Raw genomic sequence first — 23,158 nt, 5'->3', positions numbered from 1 at the left:
AAAATTAAAGCGGCTCATGTGTGAGTCGCTTTTTTTACAGGAGATAAAATGAACGCAGTAATTTTAATGACAAAAATTCCAAATAAAAATTCCAAAACTAGATTATCGACAATTTTATCAGAAGGACAAAGGATAAAGTTTAGTGAAAGTTTGATTGAAAAAAATCTGAATACAATAAAAGATTACAAAGTTTTCTTATCTCTGACTCCAGATGAACTATTTTCTGATTACGAAAAAAATTCTTCCTATGATTGCATCAAACAAAAAGGAGAAGATATCGGTCAAAGGATGAATAATTCCATAAAGTATGTTTTGTCACTAGGATATTCAAAGGTGATTTTGGTGGGATCTGACATTATAGATTTTGACGGTGAGATTTTTGATAATGCTTTTAACAAATTAAATAGCAATGATGTAGTGTTCAGTCCAACCGAAGATGGCGGATACAGTTTAATAGGAATGAAAAAAACACACGATATTTTATTCGAAAACAAGACATATTCCAATCCAAATGTAGAAAATGATTTGGAAAATTGTCTGATTGAAAATGGCTTGTCCTATTTTAAATTGAGACAAACTCACGATGTAGACACTGATATTGATTTTATCAAATACATATCGCAATCTAAAAATGTCAAATTACTTGGCAAAGGTGAGTATAATTCTAATTATTTAATAGATGGGGATTATTTGATAAGAATTGCAAGAGGCTCACAAATGCATTTGGATAATCAAATTGAATACGAGTATAATGCGCTCAAGTTTTTAGAAAAATCAAATGTAACTGCCAAGGTTTACGATTTGAAAAAGGATAAATTATCAGGAATTTCTTATCTTACGGAAGAATATTTAATAGGAAGGGATTTGGATTATCATACTGATTTAAAAATCGCAGCATATTTGCTTTCACAAATCCACTCATTAGATGTGACAGGACAAGATTTTATAAAAGCAGGCAGCCCTTTTAATATGATGTTCGACGAATTTACACAGATGTTTTTTCATTATCAAAAATGGGATAAGAAAAACAATGCAACTGAAGAAAAGATTTCGAATATGCTAAAATACATCAAAAATTTAGGGCTTGATTCTACACTTGAAAATCCATGTCTTATCAACACTGAATTAAACAACAAAAATTTTATAATTGATGAAAAATCTTACGTTATAGATTGGGAAAAACCGATTATAGGAGAGCGTGAACAAGATTTAGCGCATTTTTTGGCACCAACGACTACTTTTTGGAAGACGGATGTGATTTTTGACAAAGACACAATGGATGATTTCTTAAATGAATACGACAAATTATCAAAAATAAAAGTCGATAGGAAAAAATTTGTAAAGTATTTGCTGTTTACATGTCTCAGAGGGATTACTTGGTGTTCCATGGCATATACTCAATACGTGGATGAGAATAGAGATAGTGGATTTACCTTTGAAAAGATAAAAGCATATTTGTCTGATGAATTTTTGGATAATATATGGGAGTTTATAAAAGCGAATGATTTCAGTAATAGTGCCAGTGTATAATGAATCTGACAAAATCGATAGATTCATCGACCATCTGGATGTTTTTGATGATGAGTTTGAGGTGATTTTCAGCGTGAGTGGAGATGACGACACGTTTGAAAAAATCAGAGACAGAGGATATAAACCGATTAGAAGCATCAGGGGTCGTGGCAATCAAATTATAAATGGAATTGCAAATTCAACAGGAGAAATAATTCTGATTCTTCACGCGGATACTTTCTTCAAAGAAAATCCAAAAGAAGAAATCAAATCAATTTTACAAAATTATAAAATGGGTTGTTTTAGCATTTCGTTTGTTCCAAAACAGTTCATAATGCAAATTGTCGCATTTAATTCTAGTAATCGTGTCAGACAAAGAGACATCGCTTTTGGTGATCAGGGAATGTTTTTCACGAGAGATTTTTACGATGAGATGGGTGGATTCAAAAATATTGATTTAATGGAAGATTACGATTTTTCGATTAGAGTAAAGGAAAAAGGATACAAAATTTTCCTTTCAAAAATGAAGATATATTCTTCATCGCGTAGATTTCAAAAAAATGGTCCTTTTAGGACTATGTGGATGATGCAGAAATGTCAATACATGTATCGCAAGGGGGAAAAAATAGATGATATCAAACAAAAGTACAAATGATTACTTACAAGAAGTTAAGGACAAGTGTATTGAATGTGGTAAATGCACAAAATGTTGTCCTTTTTTGACGAAATACAAGATTAATTTAAAAGATTTTGCTGACAGACAAGACTTGGCATTTTCTTGTTTCTTGTGTCAAAAATGCAAAGCGGTGTGTCCGGTTGATTTGGATGGAAAAAAGATTTCTCTTATTTTAAGAAAACAAAATCCTAAATTCGAATCTGTGAAAAAACAAAAAGAAAATTATTTCTTCAAAAACAAATCTAAAAGAAAAACAAAAGATTTGTTGTATTTGGGCTGTAATTTCCCAGCATTTTATCCAGATACTACAAAATATTTAATGGAATTATTCAACAAAGAAGGATTTGATTATTCAATTGATTGTTGCAATCTTCCAAGTGATTATACGGGATTTGAAAATAATTATATGGAAAGATTTGAAAAAGAACTCAAAGACAAAGAAGTGGAAAGAATTGTGTGCGTGTGTCCAAACTGTTTCCACAAATTTTACAAAAATTTGTCGGTTGAAGTTATTACGATTTTCAAATGGCTTGAAGAAAGAGATATGATACAAGATATTGATGAGGAAGTAAATGTGTTCTTCCCATGCTCTGACAGATATAATCACATAATTTTTGAAGAAATCAAAAGACATATCAAAGGATTTAACAATAAATACATAAGTACAAACTGCTGTGGAGCAGGTGGAATTGCAGGAAAAAGCGAAAAAGACATCGCAACTCAAATGCAAAACTCCATTAAAAACGAAAAGATGTATACTTATTGTGCGACTTGTTCGTCCAAGTTTGTGGCAAATAATGAAGTGCACCACTTTGTAAGTAAAATGGTTGGTATAGATGAAAAATGCGATCCAAGCTTTTTCAAAAATGCATTAAAAGGAAAATTTAGGGGGAGAAAATGAGATTCGAAGATAGAATTTCTGAAAAATATAAAACAACTGGCGATATCACAACACTACAATTAAACATTACTGAAAAATGTAATTTGCGTTGTAAACACTGCCACGTTATGAAGAACAGCGAAAACTTAGAAATGAGCAAAAAAACTATGGAAGATTGCTTGAAGTTTTTGGATAACCACAAGATGAAAACTGTGGATATTACAGGTGGAGAACCAACAACACATCCAGAAATTGTGTGGTTTATGAAGGAATGCTTGAAAAGAGTAGACGAACTTATTATTAGAACAAACGCAACAGATATCGAAAAAAACAAAGAATTAATGGATTTATTTGATAAAGAAAAAATCAAAATCGTCGTATCTCTTCCTTGCTACACACAAGACAATGTAGATAGCCAAAGAGGAGATGGCGTATACGACAAAGTCATTGCAAACTTAAAGAAACTTAATGAAATGGGCTATGGAACTGAAAAAGAATTGGACTTGGTTTACAATCCACTTGGTGGATTCTTACCACCAGAACAATCCAATCTTCAATCAGATTATGAACGCGAATTGAAAAAGAAGGATGTTGTGTTCAACAATTTGTTCACTATTACAAATATGCCTATTGGATATTTCAAAGATTTTTTAATTGAAAAAGGCGAATACGAAGATTACATGAAATTGTTGGAAGATAATTACAATGAAGAAACTTGTGAAAATATAATGTGTAGATTCCAAATTTCTGTGGATAGCTTAGGAAATCTTCACGATTGCGACTTCCACTTAGCAGAAAAAGTCCCAATGAAAGACTACACAAACATCAAAGATTTAATAGATGTGAAGGATTTGTCCAGAGAAATCGTGTGGAAAGATTACTGCTACGGTTGTACTGCAGGAAGTGGATCAAGTTGTGGAGGTGCATTGGATGAGTAAATTAACTAACGAAGAAATTTGGCAACAATTTACAGAAGGAATAGATTGTGCGCAAGTAGTTTTGAGATATTTCGCAGATGATTTGGGAGTGGACAAGGAACTTGTTACAAAAATTGCATCACCATTTACAGGTGGAATTTACAAAGGAATGACTTGTGGAGCAGTAACTGGTGCCTATATGGTTTTAGGAATCAAATACGGACATTCAAAGCCGAATGAAGGCGAAAAGAAAGTTGAATTAGTAAAAAAAATGTTCGAATTCGATACCAAATTCAAAGAAAAACAATCTACGATAATTTGTGAAGAAATATTGGGAGATAATATAGCAGAAAGTCTTGAAAAAATCGAACAAGAAAACACGATGCAAAGAAAATGTCCACAAGCTGTGAACGATGCAATAGATATATTAGAGGAAATGTTTGAAGAAAAATAAAATGAGAGCTGTCTACTTTGGTAGGCAGCTTTTTAAGTGTGGATTTAAAAATACTAATGCTAAGAATATCATACGGAAAAAATTGGCTTGATTTCAAATCGAAAAAATCCGGCTAAAATCGCACTGTTTGAGCGAAGGCGAGTTTGCGATTTTAGGATTTTGAGATTTAGAAATCTACAATTTTTGTAGTCTAGATATTCGTGCATTAGATTTTTAAAAATCATTATGCTTTGCTAATAAATATTTCTATTTAAATAATGATATAATACAAGTAACAAATGAAAGAGAGAAAATTATGATTATTATTAGAAATATAAAATTAAAAAATGACGACGAAAATGAATTGAAGAAAAAAATCTCTAAAATGATTGGAATGAAAAACTTAAATTATGAAATCTACAGAAAATCAATTGATGCTAGAAGAGGAATTCTGTTTAATTACCAAGTTATCGTGGATGTTGATTTGTCTGATAAAAAAATAAAATCAATCAAAAATTGCGAGAGATATCATGAGGAAGATTTTAACTTAGAAGATGTCGATAATTCGAAAAGCGTCACAGTTGTTGGAAGTGGTCCTGCGGGATTGTTTTGTGCGTATTTATTAGCGAAAAACGGAGCTAAGGTGAAAGTTATTGAACGAGGAAGCGAGGTATCCAAAAGAGTTGACGATATCAACAAATTCTTGGATACTGGTAAGCTAAACACAAACAGTAACGTGCAATTTGGTGAAGGTGGAGCTGGAACTTTTTCTGACGGAAAATTAACTGCACGTTCCAAAGACAAAAGAGTCAGGGAAGTTTTGAAGACATTTGTTGACTACGGCGCTCCAAGTGAAATCATGTACGACTCCAAGCCACACATCGGAACCGATGAATTACAAAAAGTAATTGTGAATATGAGAAATGACCTTATCAAAATGGGTTGTGAATTTGAATTCGATACATTGATCGACGATGTCGAAATTGAAAATGAAAAATGTGTGGGAATAAAATCACATAATAGAAAAATTCAATCTGACTGTTACGTTTTGGCTCTTGGAAATAGTTCTAGAGACACTGTGATGATGTTAGCCGACAAGATTAAAATGACGAACAAACCATTTGCGGTTGGATTTAGGATTGAGCATCCACAAAAAATGATTGATTTTGCACAATATAAATGCGACAGAGATCTTCCAAGTGCGACTTATCAGCTTTCTTATTCTGAAGAAAACAAAAGAGGAGTGTACACTTTCTGTATGTGTCCAGGCGGATATGTAATCAATGCTTCTAGTGAAGAAAATGAATTGTGCGTCAATGGTATGAGTTTTCACAAAAGAGACGGCAAAAACGCAAATAGTGCGATTGTGTGTGGTATAGATGAGAATACTTACGGGCACAATTTGTTGGACGGAATTAAATTCCAACAAGAGATTGAACGCAAGGCTTTTGAATTGGGAGGATCGAATTACAATGCTCCAGTTCAATTGGTAAAAGATTTTATGGATGATAAAAAATCTGAAAAAATCGGTGAAGTCGTCCCGACTGTGAAACCTGGATATGTTTTAAGCAATTTGAATGATATTTACCCAGAGCATGTTACAAATTACATTAAAACTGCGATTAAAATGATGGACAACAAGCTTCACGGATTTTCAATGGATGATGCTATACTCACAGGAGTTGAAACGAGAACATCGTGTGCAGTGAGAATGGATCGAGATGATTTGTTAAGAAGCGAAAATGTTGATAATTTGTATGTGATTGGCGAAGGTAGTGGATATTCTGGAGGAATCGTGTCAAGTGCTATTGACGGATTGAAGGCTGCTGAAGTTATTCTTACATCCAAATTATCCAAATAATTTAAAAAGCTAAATTATTGGGTATATTTATTAAAGATAAATTTTTAATTAATTTGAAGAGGGGAATAAAATGATACTTTGTATAACTGCGAATCCTGCTATTGATGTGATTTACGAAATGGATGAGCTGGATACTAATGGAGTAAATGTTGTTGATGATGCGTACAAAACGCCTGGAGGCAAAGGGATAAATGTGTCCAAAGTTTTGGATTTGTTGAGAGCAGATTTCATGGTTACAGGCTTTATTGGAGGAAGTAACGGAGATTATGTAATCGACAAGTTGGACGATGTGAATATCAAGCACGATTTTATTTTTACAAATGTCGACACAAGAAACTGCATTAGAGTGATTCATGGCGATAAGCAATTTGAAATCTTTGAAAAAACTAACAAAATTGATTCTAGATTTGAAAGAACTTTTATGTCACTTATAAAAGAAATCGGAAAAAATTACAATATAGCAGTAATCAGTGGAAGTTTGATGAACGGTTTATCCGAAGATTTTGTCGAAGAAACTATGGATATTCTAAAAGCTAAGAGCAAGATTATTTTAGATACAAATGGACAAGTGACTAAAAAAGTTTTGGAAAATAATTATAAACCATTTGCTATCAAGCCTAATTTCTACGAATTTAAGGAAATCATTGGTTTAACAGAAGATGTTTCTTCAGAAGATTTCGTCAACAAAGATTCTGAGTATTTGAAGGAAATTTTCAGCAATAAATTGTTGGATGATATTGAAATTGTTTTGGTTACCAATGGAAAATACGGAGCGATTTTAAAATACAAAGATAATTTGTACAGGATTTCTGTTCCTCAGTACAAAATTCAAAGAACCGTCGGAAGTGGAGATGCTACTGTGGCAGGCCTCGCGAAATTCTTGGATGATGAAGAAGGCGTAATGGAAACTGTTTTGAAGGCTTTATCTCTTGGCGTATTAAATGCGAGAGTTTCAGAAGTTGAAAAGCTGGACGCAGATAAAATAAACGAAGTAGCAGAACAAATAAATGTTGAATTATTATAGAAGATTTACGCATCAAAAGTTTTTTTGGTGCTTTTTTCTTGCTCAAAAATTTGTATTTCTGATATAATAACTGTAAAGAAAATAAAAGGAATAAATTTGCTTGACTTGTGATCATTTGTATGGTAAATTTATTCTCAACATTAAAAATTTTTAACAAAGTTTTTATTTATTTTATGAGGAGGGTATTATGCAATTTATCGGCGAAGGATTAACATTTGATGATGTACTTTTAGTACCAGGTCCATCAGAAGTGTTACCTAATGAAACTATCTTGAAAACAAGATTAACTAAAAAAATTGAATTGAACATTCCTATGATGTCAGCAGGAATGGACACTGTAACTGAGTCAAAAATGGCTATCGCTATGGCGAGACAAGGCGGGATCGGAATTATTCACAAGAACATGACTATTGAAGAACAAGCAAGAGAAGTAGATAGAGTTAAACGTTCAGAAAATGGAATAATTACTGATCCTTTTTACTTATCTGCAGATGACAAAATCGTTGATGCTTTGAAATTGATGAGTCATTACAGAATTAGCGGTGTACCTATAGTTAATGATGATATGACTTTAGTCGGAATCCTAACTAACAGAGATGTTAGATTCGTAAAAGACGAACAACTTCCAATTGGAGATGTTATGACTAAAGAAGGATTGATTACAGGTCACGAAAACATATCAATGGACGAAGCCTTGGAAAAAATGATGAATGCTAAGATTGAAAAACTTCCAATTGTAGATGAAAACTTCAAATTAAAAGGTCTCATCACTACAAAAGATGTTGAAAAAACAATACAATATCCAAATTCAGCCAGAGATTCACAAGGAAGATTATTAGTTGGTGCAGCAGTTGGTATCACTAATGATATGATTGAAAGATGTCAAGCTTTAGTAGATGCAAAAGTTGATGTCGTAACTATTGATACAGCTCACGGTCATTCAAGAGGAGTTTTGAATGCTGTCAGAAAATTAAAAGAAGCTTTCCCAGATCTTCAAATAATCGCAGGTAATGTTGCAACAGCAGATGCTACAAGGGATTTGATAGAAGCTGGGGCAGATTGTGTTAAAGTTGGTATTGGACCTGGATCTATTTGTACGACAAGAGTTGTAACAGGTATAGGTGTTCCTCAAATGACAGCTATAATCGAATGTGCGAAAGAAGCTGATAAACACGGTATTCCAATCATCGCCGATGGTGGTATTAAATACTCAGGAGATATTACAAAAGCATTAGCAGCAGGTGCATCTGTTATCATGGCAGGTAGCTTGTTCGCTGGTACTGAAGAAAGCCCTGGAGAATTAGTTGTATTAGAAGGTAGACAATACAAAGAATACAGAGGAATGGGTTCACTTGGAGCTATGAAAGCTGGAAGTGGAGACAGATATTTCCAAAATAACACTAAAAAATACGTTCCAGAAGGAGTAGAAGGTAGAGTTGCTTACAAAGGATCTGTAGCAGAAGTTGTTTATCAATTAGTTGGTGGACTTCGTTCAGGTATGGGTTATGTAGGAAGCAAAGACTTAGTTGAATTAAAAGAAAAATCAAAATTCGTGAAGATTTCTCCAGCAACACTTGTAGAAAATCATCCACATGATATTACAATTACTAGAGAATCTCCAAACTATACAAAAAAATAGGAGCAAACAATGGATATTAGATTAATAATGGGAAGCAGTTCAGATATTGAAGTTGCAAAAAAAGTTACTAAAATGTTGAAAAAATTTGATCTATCTTATGAAGTATCAGTTATTTCAGCACACAGAGCATTGGATGTTTTAAAAGAAACTGTTGAAAAAGACGACTGCAAAGTTTACATCACAATCGCGGGCAAAGCAGCACACTTAGGTGGAGTAACAGCAGGAATGACAACAAAACCAGTTATAGGAATTCCTGTAAAAGGATCTGCACTTGCTGGAATGGATGCTTTGTATTCAATAGTTCAAATGCCTAAAGGAGTTCCAGTTGCAACTGTAGCAATCGATGGTGGAGAGAATGCAGCTATCTTAGCAGCTCAAATGATTGCTTTGTCTGACGAAAAACTAGCTCAAAAATTAAAAGATTACAAAGAAGAAATGAAACAAGGTGTCATTGATTCTGACAGGGAGTTAGAAGAAATATAATGGGATTAACTTACAAAGATTCTGGTGTAGATAAAGAAAAAGGCTACGAAGAAGTTCAAATCATAAAAGAAATCGTAAAGAAAACTCATGGAAAAGAAGTTCTAACAGGTATCGGTGGATTTGCTGGTTTATTTAAACCAGAAATCTCCGATATGAAAGAACCTGTATTGGTTAGTGGAACTGATGGCGTTGGAACAAAAATCAAATTAGCAATGGAACTAGATAAACACGATACAGTTGGTATTGATTTGGTTGCAATGTGTGTTAATGATGTTTTGTGCCAAGGAGCAAAGCCATTGTTTTTCTTGGATTACATCGCTACAGGAAGTTTAAAACCAGAAAAAATGGCGGATTTGGTTCGTGGTGTAGCAGAAGGTTGTACACAATCAGAATGTGCATTAATTGGTGGAGAAACTGCCGAAATGCCAGGATTGTACAAAGAAAATGATTATGATTTGGCGGGATTTGCAGTTGGAATTGTAGACCGCGAAAAAATAATTGACGGAAGTAGCATCAAAGAAGGAGACGTTGCAATATCACTATCTTCAAGCGGAGTTCACAGCAATGGATTTTCACTTGTAAGAGCGGCATTGGATATGGCAAATGTAAAATTATCTGATAAATTTGAAGACACTACAGTTGGAGAAAGACTTTTGGTTCCTACGAGAATTTACGAAAAAGAAATCTCTGCATTATTAAAAGAAGTTCAAATCAAAGGAATTGCTCATATCACAGGTGGTGGATTGTACGAAAACGTACCTAGAATGTTGCCTGAAAGTATAGGAATAGAATTTGACTTAAAAGAATCAGAAATTGATCCTGTGTTCAAAGCAATTCAAGAATGGGGAAATGTCGAAACAAAAGAAATGTTCTCCACATTTAACATGGGAATTGGAATGGTAGTTGTAGTAGATGCAAAAGATGTGGATAAATCTCTTGAAATATTACAAAAAATAGATCCAAAAGCAAAAAAATGCGGAGTTTGCAAACAAACAGAAACAAAAGTTGCGATTAATCTGGACTAATTTTTGAATAAATGAATTTTTTAAATAAGTATATACTTTAGAATTTCGGTACAGAAAATTTAAGAAACTAAGTAAAAATACTTTTGCCAAAAGGATTGACCAATATATAAATTTATAAAATTAACAACCATTTATTTTTCAAAATTAAATGGTTGTTTTTGAATTGAAAAATGTATTCAAATATTGTGATATCAAGACTTGATAATACTTTTATGGTATAATATGTGAGTATTGGAGGGATTTAGATGTTAACAGTTAACAATTTAAGTGTCATATTCCCCGATAAAAAATTATTTGAGGATGTTAACCTAATTTTTAATCCAGGTAACTGTTACGGAGTTATTGGTGCGAATGGTGCTGGGAAATCTACATTCCTCAAAATTTTATCCGGAGAAAAAGAGCCCACAAAAGGCAATGTCACGATAGATAAGAACACAAGATTATCAAAACTTAACCAAGATCACTACGCTTTTGAAGAAAACAGCGTAATGGATACAGTTTTGATGGGAAATAAAAAGCTTTACGATATCCAAAAAGAAAAAGATGCGATATACATGAAACCAGATTTCAGCGATGAAGATGGAATGAGAGCAGCGGAATTAGAAGCAGAATTCCAAGAACTTGGAGGATATGAAGCAGAAGCGGAAAGTTCATCTTTGCTGCAAGGTTTGGGAATAACGACACAACAACATTTTATGTTGATGAAAGATTTGAAAGAATCTGACAAGGTAAAGGTGTTATTAGCACAAGCTTTGTTCGGAAATCCAGGAATATTGCTACTAGACGAACCTACAAATGGTTTGGATTTAAAAGCAATATTGTGGCTACAAGATTTTCTGATGGATTTTCCAGGAATTGTAATCATAGTATCTCACGATAGATATTTCTTAAACGAAGTGTGCACTCATATGGTCGATGTTGACTACGGAAAGATTAATATGTTCGTTGGTAACTACGATTTCTGGTATGAATCAAGCCAACTTGCACTTCGAATGCAAAAAGAACAAAACAAGAAAAAAGAAGACAAAATCAAAGAACTTCAAGATTTCATTCAAAGATTTTCTGCAAATAAATCAAAATCCAAACAAGCTACAAGTAGGAAGAAACTTTTAGACAAAATCACATTAGATGACATTAAACCATCTAGTAGACGTTATCCATTCGTTGGATTCGAGCTTTCAAGAGAAGTTGGTAATGAAATTCTAAATGTAGAAAACTTGACTGTAGAACAAAATGGCAGCAAGCTTATCGATAATTTGAGCTTCAGAGTAAACAAAGGAGATAAGATTGGATTCATCGGAAACGAAATCGCCATAACGAAATTCTTCGAAATAATCAACGGAAACGATGATGATTATACAGGAGAATACAAATGGGGACAAACTATAACTCACACGTATTTTCCAAAAGATAACACTAGGTTCTTCGAAGGTTGCGATTTGAATTTGATTGATTGGTTGAGACAATTCAGCGAAGAAAAATCTGAAATTCACATCAGAGGATTTTTGGGAAAGATGCTTTTTTCAGGTGATGAAGCTTTGAAGAAAGCCAACGTTCTTAGCGGGGGCGAAAAAGTCAGAATGATGTTTTCCAAAATGATGGTAACACCGGCGAATGTCTTGGTGTTCGATCAACCTACAAACCATTTGGATTTGGAAAGTATCGAAGCTGTAAATAACGGTTTGATTACATTTAAATCAAATATTTTGTTCACATCACTCGATCACCAATTTGTATCTTCTGTTGCAAATAGAATTATTGAAATATTTGATGACGGAACTTATCGTGACGTATCAATGAATTACGAAGACTATATAGAAAAATATTTAACTAATAATTAGGAGTAGAAATGAAACATCAATTAGTTATTGTAGTAGATTTTGGAGGACAATATAATCAACTAATCGCTCGCCGCGTTAGAGATTTGAACGTGTACTGCGAAGTTGTTCCTTACAAAAAAGCATTGGATGTTATCAAAGAAAAACAACCAATCGGGATAATCTTTACAGGTGGACCAAACAGCGTTTACGAAGAAAATTCTCCACAAATCGACAAAGAAATTTTTGAATTAAATATTCCTATTTTGGGAATGTGCTACGGAATGCAACTTATCTCCAAAGATTTTGGTGGAGTTGTTGAAAAGGCAAAAAATCGTGAATTTGGTAAAACTGATTCCAAAATCGAAAACCAAAGCCCTATATTAAAGGACATGAGCGACGAAAGCATCGTGTGGATGAGTCACACTGATTTCGTATCAGAAAAACCAGAAGGATTTGACATCATTCAAACAACGGATTCTTGCCCAGTAGCAGCAATTGCAAATGAAGACAAGAAAATCTACGCTGTTCAATATCACCCAGAAGTTAATCATACAGTTGAAGGTAAAATACTTATCAAAAACTTCCTTTATGAAATCTGTAAAGCAGACGGAGATTGGACAATGGAAAACTTCTTGGAAGAACAAATCCAAAAAATCAGAAAAACTGTTGACGACAAAAAAGTTTTGTTGGCATTATCAGGTGGGGTAGACAGTTCCGTATGTGCATCACTTTTATCAAAAGCTATCGGCAAAAACTTAACATGTGTATTCGTTGATCATGGATTAATGAGAAAAAATGAAGGCGACGAAGTTGAAGCCGCATTCAAAAATGACGAATTGAACTTCGTAAGAGTAGATGCAAAAGACAGATTCCTAGATAAATTAAAAGGCGTATCAGATCCAGAACAAAAGAGAAAAATCATCGGAGAAGAATTCATCAGAGTATTTGAAGATGAAGCTAAGAAAATCGGATCTGTGGATTTCCTAGCGCAAGGGACAATCTATCCCGATGTAATAGAATCTGGACAAGGCGATGCATCAGTTATCAAATCTCACCACAACGTTGGAGGACTTCCTGATGTAGTTGATTTCAAAGATTTGATTGAACCATTAAGAGATTTATTCAAAGACGAAGTCAGAAGATTAGGATTAGAATTAGAAATGCCAGAATATTTGGTATATCGTCAACCATTCCCAGGACCAGGACTTGGAATCAGAGTTATGGGAGAAATCACTGAAGAAAAATTAGAAGTGTTGCGTGAAGCAGACTATATATTCAGAGACGAAGTTGCAAAAGCAGGAATCGACAAAGACATCAACCAATACTTCGCAGTAATCACTAACAATAGAACTGTTGGAGTAATGGGAGATTTCAGAACTTACGACTACACATTAGCACTAAGAGCCGTAACAACAACAGACTTCATGACAGCTGATTGGGCAAGAATCCCATACGAAGTATTAGATAAAACTTCAGTAAGAATAATCAACGAAGTAGACCACATCAATAGAATAGTTTACGACATAACAAGTAAACCACCAGCAACAATTGAATGGGAATAAATTTGCGGTCTAAATGGCGTATTAAACTTGATTCGTCGCCTCACAACCTCGACGTACTAATTGTACGACTCGGCTGCGAGGCTCCTCATCGGCGTCTAATCCATCCATTTATTTCCACAAATTAGACAGTGCTGCGGGATTAAAATGGGAACATTTATAAAAAAGAATAAATTGAATAATAGTTCCAAGTGGTTTACATGAGGACAAAAAATTAGACCGTAGTTTCAAGCTACGGTCTTTTTAGTTAAAAATATGTTTTTTTGTTATAATTATATTAACAAATAGAGTGTACATGGGAACTACTATTAATCTTTGCCATAAACTTTGTGCAGATTCTTATGATTTTAGTTCTCAGATGGATGCTAATGAATATAAAACTAGCAAAATTCATAAAAAATAGAAGATTTATGTAATATTTCTCACTAATATACGTCTTATAGGATAGAGGGGGTGAATGCTTTTATGGATGATAAGGACATAATCAAACTATATTTTGATAGAGATGAAGCTGCAATCAAAGAAACAAATTTAAAATATGGGCCCTATTGCTTTAGCATTAGTAACAATATTTTGGATGATTTCCAAAGCTCAGAGGAATGTGTTAATGATACCTACCTAGAGACTTGGATGACCATACCACCTCAAAATCCCAATATTTTCAAATTATTTCTGGCAAAAATTACAAGAAATTTGTCCCTAGACTGCTATCGAAAAATACATGCCGAAAAAAGAAGAGGAGGGCAAATGCCATTGATACTTGACGAGCTAGATGAGGTTATTGCAGGTAATAATGACTTGGAGCAAGAGGTTATCTATAGAGATTTGTTAAGTCTTTTAAATGACTTTGTCAAAAACTTATCCGACGAAGATAAAACAATCTTTCTACAACGTTACTTCTACGCCATACCAATCAAGGAAATCGCATCAAATTCAAACTACAAGTACAACAATTTAGTGACAAAGCTCTATAGGCTTAGGAAAAAACTAAGAGACATCTTAGAAAGCGAGAAATTATTATGAGAAAAATTAATAGAGAAAATAATAATGCCGAGATTCTCTTTAAGGCAATTGGTGACCTAGAAGAAGATAGCTATAAGTCAACTGGGGGAGAAACTATTGACCCGACCACAAAGGCTAGGTATAAAAATTTTTCATGGAAAAAATTTGGAGGCCTTGCAGCGTGCATAGCCTTAGTAATTGTTTCTGTTAGCCTTTTGATAGATATGTTGCCTGGCATTAGTTCTAGGGGGCCATCTAAGAAAATCACTACTGATGAGTCAGGCTCATTTATGCGATACGAGGGACCAATCCTACCGCTAATCCTAGGCTATGCCGATTATATGGATGATATAAGTGCTGAACGTAAATTAACTTTTGATTTCTTTTCTACGAATATCGCAGATTCAAGCCCGAAAAGAGCCTTACTAAAGGACCAATATTTGATAAAAAACAAGGGCTCTGCAAAGAAAATAAAGGTCTTCTATCCATTCATATCAAGCGCTGATGACTTGGCCTACTCATATCCAAAAATTGAGCAAGATGGAAAAGTTTTGCAAGCAAAATTGTATTATGGCAAATATACAGGGGACTTTGTTTCAAGTGTCAATGAAATAGATCCATCTGAAACCCTAAACCTTATGGATTATAAATCTTGGAAAGACTATCAAAAAGCCTTAAATGACGGATCATATTTGAAAGACGCCCTTAGCCACGCCACAGATACCAAGGATATACCAGTAACAGTTTATAGTTTTACAAATAGCTACTATGAAGAAAGCCCACAAGCGAAAAATCCAACTTTAGTTGCTGGTATCCAAATTGATAGGGACAAGTCCAAGGTCATAAGCCTAGGCTTTGATGGCTTTGCCAAACTTGACGATGGCAAGGAAGAATTTTACCAGTACTCCATACCCAAAAAGGATGAAAAATCCTTCCATGGAGACAAACGCTATCTGATTATACTAGGCCAAGACACACCAAGAGTAAAAATTGAAGCCCAAAGTACAGGGGGCTGGGATGGCTACGAAGACAAATCATCCAAGCTTAGAAATAATTTGAAAAATGCTGGAGCAGACCTAGATCGACAAGAAATGAGTCTGGATGAAGCATTAGATTTGACATTACCAATTCTTTTCGACGGATATAAAGATAATCAATCATCAAGAGAAAAAGGCGCTGCCTATTGGAAATTTGATAATGATATTATTCCATCATACACCTTATCTTATGAAGAATACAAAGCTCTCTATATCAGAGAACTATATGCCACAGGCGTGCTTAGCGAAGAACCAATGATGAGATACGAAGATGGCAATCTAGACCTAATGGATGTAACCAACATTCAAAGAATCATCTATGCTGAATTTGAAATAGACCTAGGAGAAAACAAAGCAAGTCAAATAACTATAAGCTCCTATAAGCAAGGATCCTACGACTTTTACGGTAAAAGAAATGACCAGAAAATATATGGCTACGACCTATTAACCAACGTAGACTCAGCCATAGACTTGGATAAATTCGAAACAGAAATCATCGACTACGACAAGCTAGACATAGGAGAACAAAACTTTGCATTTGATTTAGAAAAAAATATTAAGAGCCTAATCCTATCCAAGGATCTAGATCACTACTTTATGGAAGTAACCGCAAAGAAATAAATCAAGACAATCTCAATAAGGCACCTAGAAAAACTAGGTGCTTTTTGCTAATTAAAATTAATATCTAACAAACATGATATAATGGGTAAAGAATTCCACTGTGCGTGAGTTCTACGAGAAAAATAGTTAGGAGCGCACAGAGCAGTGAAACTCTATATCTATGAAGGAAGGTATTTATGAAAAATTTATCAAAACTATATCCGCTTACTGTTGCCTTAGGGTTAATATTTTTAAATTTCAATTTTTTTAATCAATATGAGTCTCTAAGGACTGCTGGAAAAATACTAATTGTAATTTCAATTATTTTGTTTTTTGTAAAATATTTTCATCTAATAAATAGAGAAGATAAAAATAAAAAGTTAATTAAATATTTTAACTAGAGGATATGCGAAATGCTTATCCTTTTTTTGTTGTACTTATTAAGATTTAAAACTTCAATAAGTTATAATAAAAATAAATAAATGTAACTAGGATTAAAATGGGAACATTTGTAAAAAAGAATAAATTGAATAATAGTTCCAAGTGGTTTACATGAGGACAAAAACTTAGATCATAACTTAAGTGTTATGGTCTTTTTTATTTGATATGTTATACACTTAAAAGCGACAATAAATTTTCGGTTTGAGTGTCGGTTTGGACAAAATTTAAAAGAAAGTGATAGAACTTTTGATAGAGAATTCAATTGTATAGCAAAATAAGTCTTAATGAACTATTAGTACTTTCTAATATGGAATCCTACAATGCAAATTTAATTGAAAAAGGGTTAGAGCAAAAAGAAAGAATGATTGAACTTAGAAATCTTGCAAAGACCCAACTTATATCTTTAGAGAAATTAAACCAATTAGATATTAAAAATTTTTCTAATTAAAATTATTATAGAGTTTTGTCCGGTACTGGGACTGGGACAGGACTAAAAATTTGAAAGCGTCCTATAATTAGGTGGATTTAGTGATACAAGAAAAATTAGAACCTAGTGTTTTGAATGGTTTGGGATATATTGTACGTTTGGAAAAAAGAATGAGAATAGTAACTACATCTAAGGGTGACCGATGCTAAAGCATCGGTCATTTTCGATATGAAACAAATCTGAGTCCGAAACACTAAGCGAGAAAATCGCTAGTGAATTTTCAATGACAAGGATATAAATATATAAATTCATATTGTACAAAAATCAAGTATATGATAATATAGTCCAATAATTACAATATTTAAACAGGAGGATTGATGTATGTTGTCCAAAATTAAATTGTGGTTTTTTAATCATAAGAATTTTTTAAGGATGTCAAGATTTTTAATTTTAACAGTGTCGCTTCTTTTAGTTACCTGGATTTTTGATCATCAATATATTGAAATTAAATCTTATATTCCCAAACAACTATTGCTGTCGGTTGAAGTTTCGATAGATTTCCTTTCTAATATATCTGGAATATTTCTGACTATAAGTACTTTTTGTTTTACAATTATTGTCACTGTACTTAATAAATATAGCAGTAGCATATCACCTAGGATGCTTCAGAGTTTCATAGATAGGACCGGAGTTCTTGGTTTATATGGTATATTTGTCAGTGGTTTTTTCTATTCAGTAATCAGTATCCTATTATTGCAAGATATTGCTCCATACCAACATGTTGTCGCTGGAAGTCTAGGAATTGCTTATTCCATAATTGCGATGCTAAGTTTTATCGCTTTCTCAAGACAGGTTCTTGATAATCTAAAAGTATCAAATATTATAGAAAATATTTTTAATGATTGCGAGAAACTTATTGATAAAGAGGTAGAACTAAGAAAAAAAGCTAAGCATTATGAAGTAGATGACGAATCTACAAAGTTATCAATTGTAGCTGAGAGCTCAGGTTATTTATTTGAAATAAAATCAGATGAGATTTTTAAAGAGCTTAATGGTATAAAAGCAGAACTTGTTATAAACAAGAGAATTGGTGAATACACAACCAAAGGCGAAACCTTAGGAGAATTAAATATTTTCGAATGTGAGTTAGATGATAATGATAAAAAAGAATTAAAAGAAAAATTAAGTCCATTGTTTATAATAAATGCTTACAATAATAGAGAAGAAGATTATCACCGTGGAATTGTAAACTTAACGGAAATTGCGAATATGGCGCTAAGTCCTGGAACAAATGATCCAAATACTGCAATAATGTGTATAAATAAAATGTCATCATTGCTAGGGAAACTATTATCTGCAGGCAATCATTTTATAATCATGAAAGAAGACGAAAATGTAAAAATAATTTATCAAAGTTATTCTGTGGAGGATGAACTATATCTTGGTTTCAGCCAGATAATTTCCTATTCAGCAGGTGATCCATTGGTTACCAAAGAGATTTTAGAAGGAATTTTTATAATATATACAATGGCAGATATAAGTGCTAAAAAAAGCATAAAAGAATTTTTTGATGATAGTTATGAAATTTTAATAGAAAATTTTACTCACGAAATTCATTTGGATATTTTTAAAAGAATAAGAAACAAAATGGAAGAGCACGTAAGCTTACAGGAAAATGAGACAATGTTTTTAAAAAATAGAAAATGATTCCAAACTAAAAAATCTGCATGATAGATTTAATAATTACAGATCTACAAATTATTATTCTCAGGTAATGGGATGGGACTAAAAATTTGAAAACATCCTATAATTAGATGGATTTAGTGATACTCTAAAAAATAAAATCTAGTATTTTGAATGATTTGGGATATGTCGACCTTATGGAATAAAGTAGAAATGGCAGAAAAAAATTCTAATGCACAACTAAAAAGACAATTAATAATAGGACTACCAAAAAAATTATCTTTAAATGAAAATAAAAACTTAATTGAAAGATTTATAAAAGAAAATTTAACATCACAAGGAATGATAGTAGATTATGCAATTCATGATTAGAATCAAGAGAAAAATGGGTAATAATATTATGTAGGTTAAAAGTTTTACTATGCTAAGAATAGATTTTTTACGAAAATTGTTACTTGCTCTAAAGCTTGGTAAGGTTCTATTTCTAATGAAGGTGATGGCAAAATTATGAAAGAAAAACTCATTATTAAAAAATTAAGAGAAGATAGCAGAAATGAAACCTACACAAATAGAGGAATTAACCCAATATTCCAGCTAAATCCAAAATCAAAAATTTTGATAATTGGGCAAGCTCCTGGGGAAAAGGTTGAAGAAACTGGTATTTTATTTAATGATAAGAGTGGGGAAAATCTTGTCAAATGGTTGGGTATATCGGAAGACGTCCTCCATAGTGAAGATTTTTCTATAATTCCAATGGATTTTTATTATCCTGGAAAGGGGAAATCGGGCGACAAGGCTCCTAGATCTTTTATTTCAAAAGAATACCATCCACTATTATTAAATGAATTGAAGGATATAAAGTTAACCATTTTGATAGGAACCTATGCTCAAAAGTTTTATTTGAAGGATAAATTTAAGAAAAATTTAACCGAAACAGTAAAATCTTACAAAGAATTTTTGCCAGAATATTTCCCAATAGCCCACCCAAGTCCTCTAAACAACAGGTGGATAGCAAAAAATCCTTTTTTTAGAGAGGAGGTTCTGCCTGAGTTAAAGAAAATTGTAAAAAAGCTGAGATAAATTGTGTTTGTAAAAATTTATTGTATACCATTTTTTATGGTAATGGTCATTAACAAGGAGAGAAAATATGAAAAAAATAAGTGCGAATATTTTAGACGGCAAATTTGAGCATTTGGTGGATGAGGATAATTTACAAATAACCCACTTACAAATCAAAAAGGGCGATGAAATACCAAGTCACAAGTCAGATAAAAGTGTAGTAGTTGTAATTTATAAGGGCAAGGTAGATTTTAAGGGAGAGAACGGAAATCAGATAATAATTCCAGGTGATATAATCACAATGGATCCTAATGAAATCCATGCTCTTAAGGCTCTTGAGGATAGCGATTTGATGGTTATAAAAGTAAAAATTTAAGAATATATTTAGCTAAGATAGGCAGGTGGTTATTTTATCAACCTGCCTTTAATTTTTATATATTTAAGCAAAAATTTGGGGGAATCATATATGAAAAAAACTTAGTTTTATTTAAATTACAGAGGTTTTATGTTTTATGAGGATAATTATTTTATTTTAGAAAGATATCGTGCTTGAAGATTATTTTATGCAGATGGAAGACATTAGATTTAGATTCAAGCAAAACAAAATCTCATTAAAAAAAATATAAATATGTAAGTAGGAATTTTTGCATAATATTTTTTAGGTTGTTAGGAATTTTAATTTTTGGGTATATATATTTTAATAATATAAGAGAAACGTTGCGGTCATTTTGCAAACGATATTATAAATATTGTTTGGCAAATTTATTTATCAGTTTGCGTATTAAACTATGCAATAAAAATGCAAATGTTTTCTTATAAATAATAGGAGGCACAATTATGAAATCTTATCCAACAAACAAAATCAGAAATCTTAGCTTGGTTGGGCATAGTGGAAGTGGAAAAACTCAACTCACTGAAGCATGCCTATACTTAACCAATGTGATTAACAGAGTCGGAAAAGTTGAGGACAAAAACACAGTTTCTGACTATTCTAAGCAAGAAATGAAGAGGGGTATTTCTATATCCAGCTCTGTTATTCCAATCGAACACAACGACATAAAAATCAATTTCATAGACACTCCGGGCTATTTTGATTTTGAAAGAGAAGTATATCAATCATTAAGAGCATCTGAAGCAGCTCTTATTGTTATTGATGCTGTTAATGGTATAGAAGTAGGAACAGAAAAAGTTCTTCGTTATACTCAATCAATAGATCTTCCAAGAATTATTTTCGTAAATAAAATGGAAAAAGAAAATGCTAATTTCAACAAATGCGTTAGTGATTTGCACGTTAAGTTTGGTAATAATATTATTCCGTTCACTTTGACTCTTGGAGAAGGCGAAGACTTTAAGGGAGTTATTGATGTTATCGACAAGAAAGCATATGAATACAATGGTTTCGAATTTAAGGAAGTTCCTATTCCAGAAGATAGAGTGGATGAAGTTAACGTCGTATTCGATGAAATTTGTGAAGTTGTCGCTCAAACAGACGATGATTTGATGGAAAAATATTTTAACGGAGAAGAATTTACTCACGAAGAATTCAAAAAAGCTTTGGTATCGGCACTTCTTGAAGGTAGTTGTGTACCACTTATAGCAGGAAGTGCGCTTACAGGAGTAGGTGTTGATGTTTTATTAGAAATTATCGAAAAATACATGCCAACACCTGACGATGAAAGAGCAAAATACGGTTTCAGACATGCAGATGATAAACAACGTAAATTCTCAGTTGACGAACCAATGAGTGCAGTTGTATTTAAGACAATTGTGGATCCTTTTGTTGGAAAGATTTCAATTTTCAAGGTTATATCAGGTAAAATAACCAAAGATACTTTAATATATAATTCAAGCAAGGAAGTTGACGAAAAAATTGGTGATTTGTTCTTCTTACGTGGCAAGGAACAAATAAAAACCGATGAAGTTCACGCAGGTGACATCGGTGCAATTAGCAAATTGGTTGAAACAGAAACAGGAGATACTATTTCTGATAAGAATGATCCAACTGTTTACAAACGTTTGAAATTAAAGCCTGCAACATTATTCTTTGCTATTCAACCAAAATCAAAATCAGATGATGACAAGATTTCAACAGCATTAACTAAATTGCAAACTGAAGATTTGTCATTTGTATCTGAAAGAAATAATGAAACTAAGCAATTATTAATCGGTGGACGAGGCAATGTTCAACTTCAAGTAATGATGGATAGATTAAAAGATGAATACCAAGTAGAAACGGAAGTTGTTCCATTGAGAATTGCATATCGTGAAACTATCAAATCAAAATCAGACGTCGAAGGAAAACACAAGAAACAATCTGGTGGTGCTGGACAATTTGCGGATGTATTTATTAGATTTGAACCATTGACAGATTCTGAAGAAAACTTCGTATTTGAAGAAGAAGTATTCGGTGGAGCTGTTCCTAAGAATTTCTTCCCAGCAGTTGAAAAAGGCTTGGAAGAATCTTTGGAAAAGGGACCTTTGGCAGGATATCCTGTAGTTGGTGTCAAGGCGATACTTTACGATGGAAAATATCACCCTGTAGATTCAAATGAAATGGCATTCAAGATCGCAGCTCAAATCGCATTTAAAAAAGGAATTGAAGAAGCGAAACCAATTTTATTAGAACCTATTATGAAAGTTACAATCAAAATCCCTGAAGAATACATGGGAGATGTAATGGGAGATATGAACAAACGCCGTGGTAAAATATTGGGAATGGAATCTGACGAAGACGGTAACCAAGTAGTAATCGCAGAAGCTCCTCACAAAGAATTATTCGAATATTCAATAGATTTGAGATCAATGACTCAAGCAAGAGGAGAATTTGAAATGGAATTTGTCAGATATGAAGAAGTTCCTTCTAATGTTACAGAAGAAATAATTAAAGAACAATAAAATTAGAGATGCCCTTATCGTGTGATAGGGGCATTTTTGCGTGAGGAAAATAAGTGTTGAGATATTAGCGTGAAAGCACAAGACTTACTTAAATATATATTAATCTATTATTTATTTCTATTGCAAATACATTTGATTTATTGTAAGCTAATATTGATATTATATATGAAAAATGCATACAAGGAGTT

19 protein-coding genes and 2 pseudogenes are annotated in these 23,158 nt (G+C 32.9%); all 21 read left to right on the top strand.

Going from position 1 to position 23,158, the window contains the following annotated elements; all coding sequences use genetic code 11:
* The first annotated feature begins 48 nt into the window (after window positions 1-48).
* Window positions 49-1,530 (top strand): TIGR04282 family arsenosugar biosynthesis glycosyltransferase, encoded by a 1,482-nt coding sequence (locus tag ABDJ34_RS06195; RefSeq protein ID WP_412701741.1) that lies wholly within the window; start codon window positions 49-51, stop codon window positions 1,528-1,530.
* On the top strand, window positions 1,502-2,164 hold the full coding sequence (locus ABDJ34_RS06190) for a TIGR04283 family arsenosugar biosynthesis glycosyltransferase (protein ID WP_412701740.1): 663 nt from the start codon (window positions 1,502-1,504) through the stop codon (window positions 2,162-2,164). Before ABDJ34_RS06195 ends, ABDJ34_RS06190 begins: the two co-directional genes overlap by 29 nt.
* Window positions 2,139-3,086, top strand: a complete 948-nt coding sequence (locus ABDJ34_RS06185; RefSeq protein ID WP_412701739.1) for a heterodisulfide reductase-related iron-sulfur binding cluster — start codon at window positions 2,139-2,141, stop codon at window positions 3,084-3,086. Before ABDJ34_RS06190 ends, ABDJ34_RS06185 begins: the two co-directional genes overlap by 26 nt.
* Entirely contained in the window at window positions 3,083-4,003 is a 921-nt protein-coding gene (arsS, locus tag ABDJ34_RS06180; protein WP_094223143.1) for an arsenosugar biosynthesis radical SAM (seleno)protein ArsS, read from the top strand. Before ABDJ34_RS06185 ends, arsS begins: the two co-directional genes overlap by 4 nt.
* Window positions 3,996-4,436: a C-GCAxxG-C-C family protein gene (locus tag ABDJ34_RS06175; RefSeq protein ID WP_412701738.1), complete on the top strand. Its 441-nt coding sequence runs from the start codon at window positions 3,996-3,998 to the stop codon at window positions 4,434-4,436. The genes arsS and ABDJ34_RS06175 overlap by 8 nt, the downstream gene beginning before the upstream one ends.
* Window positions 4,437-4,731: 295 nt before the next feature.
* Complete coding sequence (locus ABDJ34_RS06170; RefSeq protein WP_412701737.1) at window positions 4,732-6,276, top strand: NAD(P)/FAD-dependent oxidoreductase; 1,545 nt, start codon at window positions 4,732-4,734, stop codon at window positions 6,274-6,276.
* A 70-nt stretch (window positions 6,277-6,346) separates the two neighbouring features.
* On the top strand, window positions 6,347-7,300 hold the full coding sequence (locus ABDJ34_RS06165) for a 1-phosphofructokinase family hexose kinase (RefSeq protein ID WP_412701736.1): 954 nt from the start codon (window positions 6,347-6,349) through the stop codon (window positions 7,298-7,300).
* A gap of 187 nt (window positions 7,301-7,487) precedes the next feature.
* Window positions 7,488-8,939, top strand: coding sequence for an IMP dehydrogenase (gene guaB / locus ABDJ34_RS06160; protein WP_094207541.1), 1,452 nt, complete (start codon window positions 7,488-7,490; stop codon window positions 8,937-8,939).
* Window positions 8,940-8,948: 9 nt separating this feature from the next.
* Window positions 8,949-9,422, top strand: a complete 474-nt coding sequence (gene purE / locus ABDJ34_RS06155) for a 5-(carboxyamino)imidazole ribonucleotide mutase (RefSeq protein WP_094205267.1) — start codon at window positions 8,949-8,951, stop codon at window positions 9,420-9,422.
* Window positions 9,422-10,447 (top strand): phosphoribosylformylglycinamidine cyclo-ligase, encoded by a 1,026-nt coding sequence (gene purM / locus ABDJ34_RS06150; protein ID WP_412701735.1) that lies wholly within the window; start codon window positions 9,422-9,424, stop codon window positions 10,445-10,447. The genes purE and purM overlap by 1 nt, the downstream gene beginning before the upstream one ends.
* 245 nt (window positions 10,448-10,692) lie before the next feature.
* A complete protein-coding gene (locus tag ABDJ34_RS06145; RefSeq protein ID WP_412701734.1) occupies window positions 10,693-12,288 on the top strand; it encodes an ABC-F family ATP-binding cassette domain-containing protein in 1,596 nt (531 codons plus the stop codon).
* An 8-nt stretch (window positions 12,289-12,296) separates the two neighbouring features.
* Window positions 12,297-13,829: a glutamine-hydrolyzing GMP synthase gene (gene guaA, locus ABDJ34_RS06140; protein WP_412701733.1), complete on the top strand. Its 1,533-nt coding sequence runs from the start codon at window positions 12,297-12,299 to the stop codon at window positions 13,827-13,829.
* A 462-nt stretch (window positions 13,830-14,291) separates the two neighbouring features.
* A complete protein-coding gene (locus tag ABDJ34_RS06135) occupies window positions 14,292-14,849 on the top strand; it encodes an RNA polymerase sigma factor (protein ID WP_412701732.1) in 558 nt (185 codons plus the stop codon).
* Window positions 14,846-16,486 (top strand): hypothetical protein, encoded by a 1,641-nt coding sequence (locus ABDJ34_RS06130; protein WP_412701731.1) that lies wholly within the window; start codon window positions 14,846-14,848, stop codon window positions 16,484-16,486. The genes ABDJ34_RS06135 and ABDJ34_RS06130 overlap by 4 nt, the downstream gene beginning before the upstream one ends.
* A 176-nt stretch (window positions 16,487-16,662) precedes the next feature.
* Window positions 16,663-16,866 (top strand): hypothetical protein, encoded by a 204-nt coding sequence (locus ABDJ34_RS06125; RefSeq protein WP_412701730.1) that lies wholly within the window; start codon window positions 16,663-16,665, stop codon window positions 16,864-16,866.
* A 317-nt stretch (window positions 16,867-17,183) separates the two neighbouring features.
* Window positions 17,184-17,354, top strand: a pseudogene (locus tag ABDJ34_RS06120) (KilA-N domain-containing protein); the annotation flags it as partial.
* 360 nt (window positions 17,355-17,714) lie between these two features.
* Entirely contained in the window at window positions 17,715-19,040 is a 1,326-nt protein-coding gene (locus ABDJ34_RS06115; RefSeq protein WP_412701729.1) for a DUF2254 domain-containing protein, read from the top strand.
* 159 nt (window positions 19,041-19,199) lie between these two features.
* Window positions 19,200-19,385, top strand: a pseudogene (locus ABDJ34_RS06110) (MobA/MobL family protein); the annotation flags it as partial.
* Window positions 19,386-19,523: 138 nt separating this feature from the next.
* A complete protein-coding gene (locus ABDJ34_RS06105) occupies window positions 19,524-20,096 on the top strand; it encodes a uracil-DNA glycosylase family protein (protein ID WP_412701728.1) in 573 nt (190 codons plus the stop codon).
* A 67-nt stretch (window positions 20,097-20,163) separates the two neighbouring features.
* Complete coding sequence (locus ABDJ34_RS06100) at window positions 20,164-20,451, top strand: AraC family ligand binding domain-containing protein (protein ID WP_094225060.1); 288 nt, start codon at window positions 20,164-20,166, stop codon at window positions 20,449-20,451.
* Between the two features lie 461 nt (window positions 20,452-20,912).
* The gene (gene fusA, locus ABDJ34_RS06095; protein WP_225560406.1) at window positions 20,913-22,970 is read left to right on the top strand and encodes an elongation factor G; all 2,058 of its coding nucleotides are present in this window, start codon (window positions 20,913-20,915) and stop codon (window positions 22,968-22,970) included.
* Window positions 22,971-23,158 lie beyond the last annotated feature (188 nt).

This window comes from Finegoldia dalianensis, assembly GCF_046255015.1.
GTDB lineage: Bacteria > Bacillota > Clostridia > Tissierellales > Peptoniphilaceae > Finegoldia > Finegoldia magna.
The sequence above is the reverse complement of the archived record's forward strand: the minus strand, read 5'-3'. Positions and strand labels throughout refer to the sequence as shown.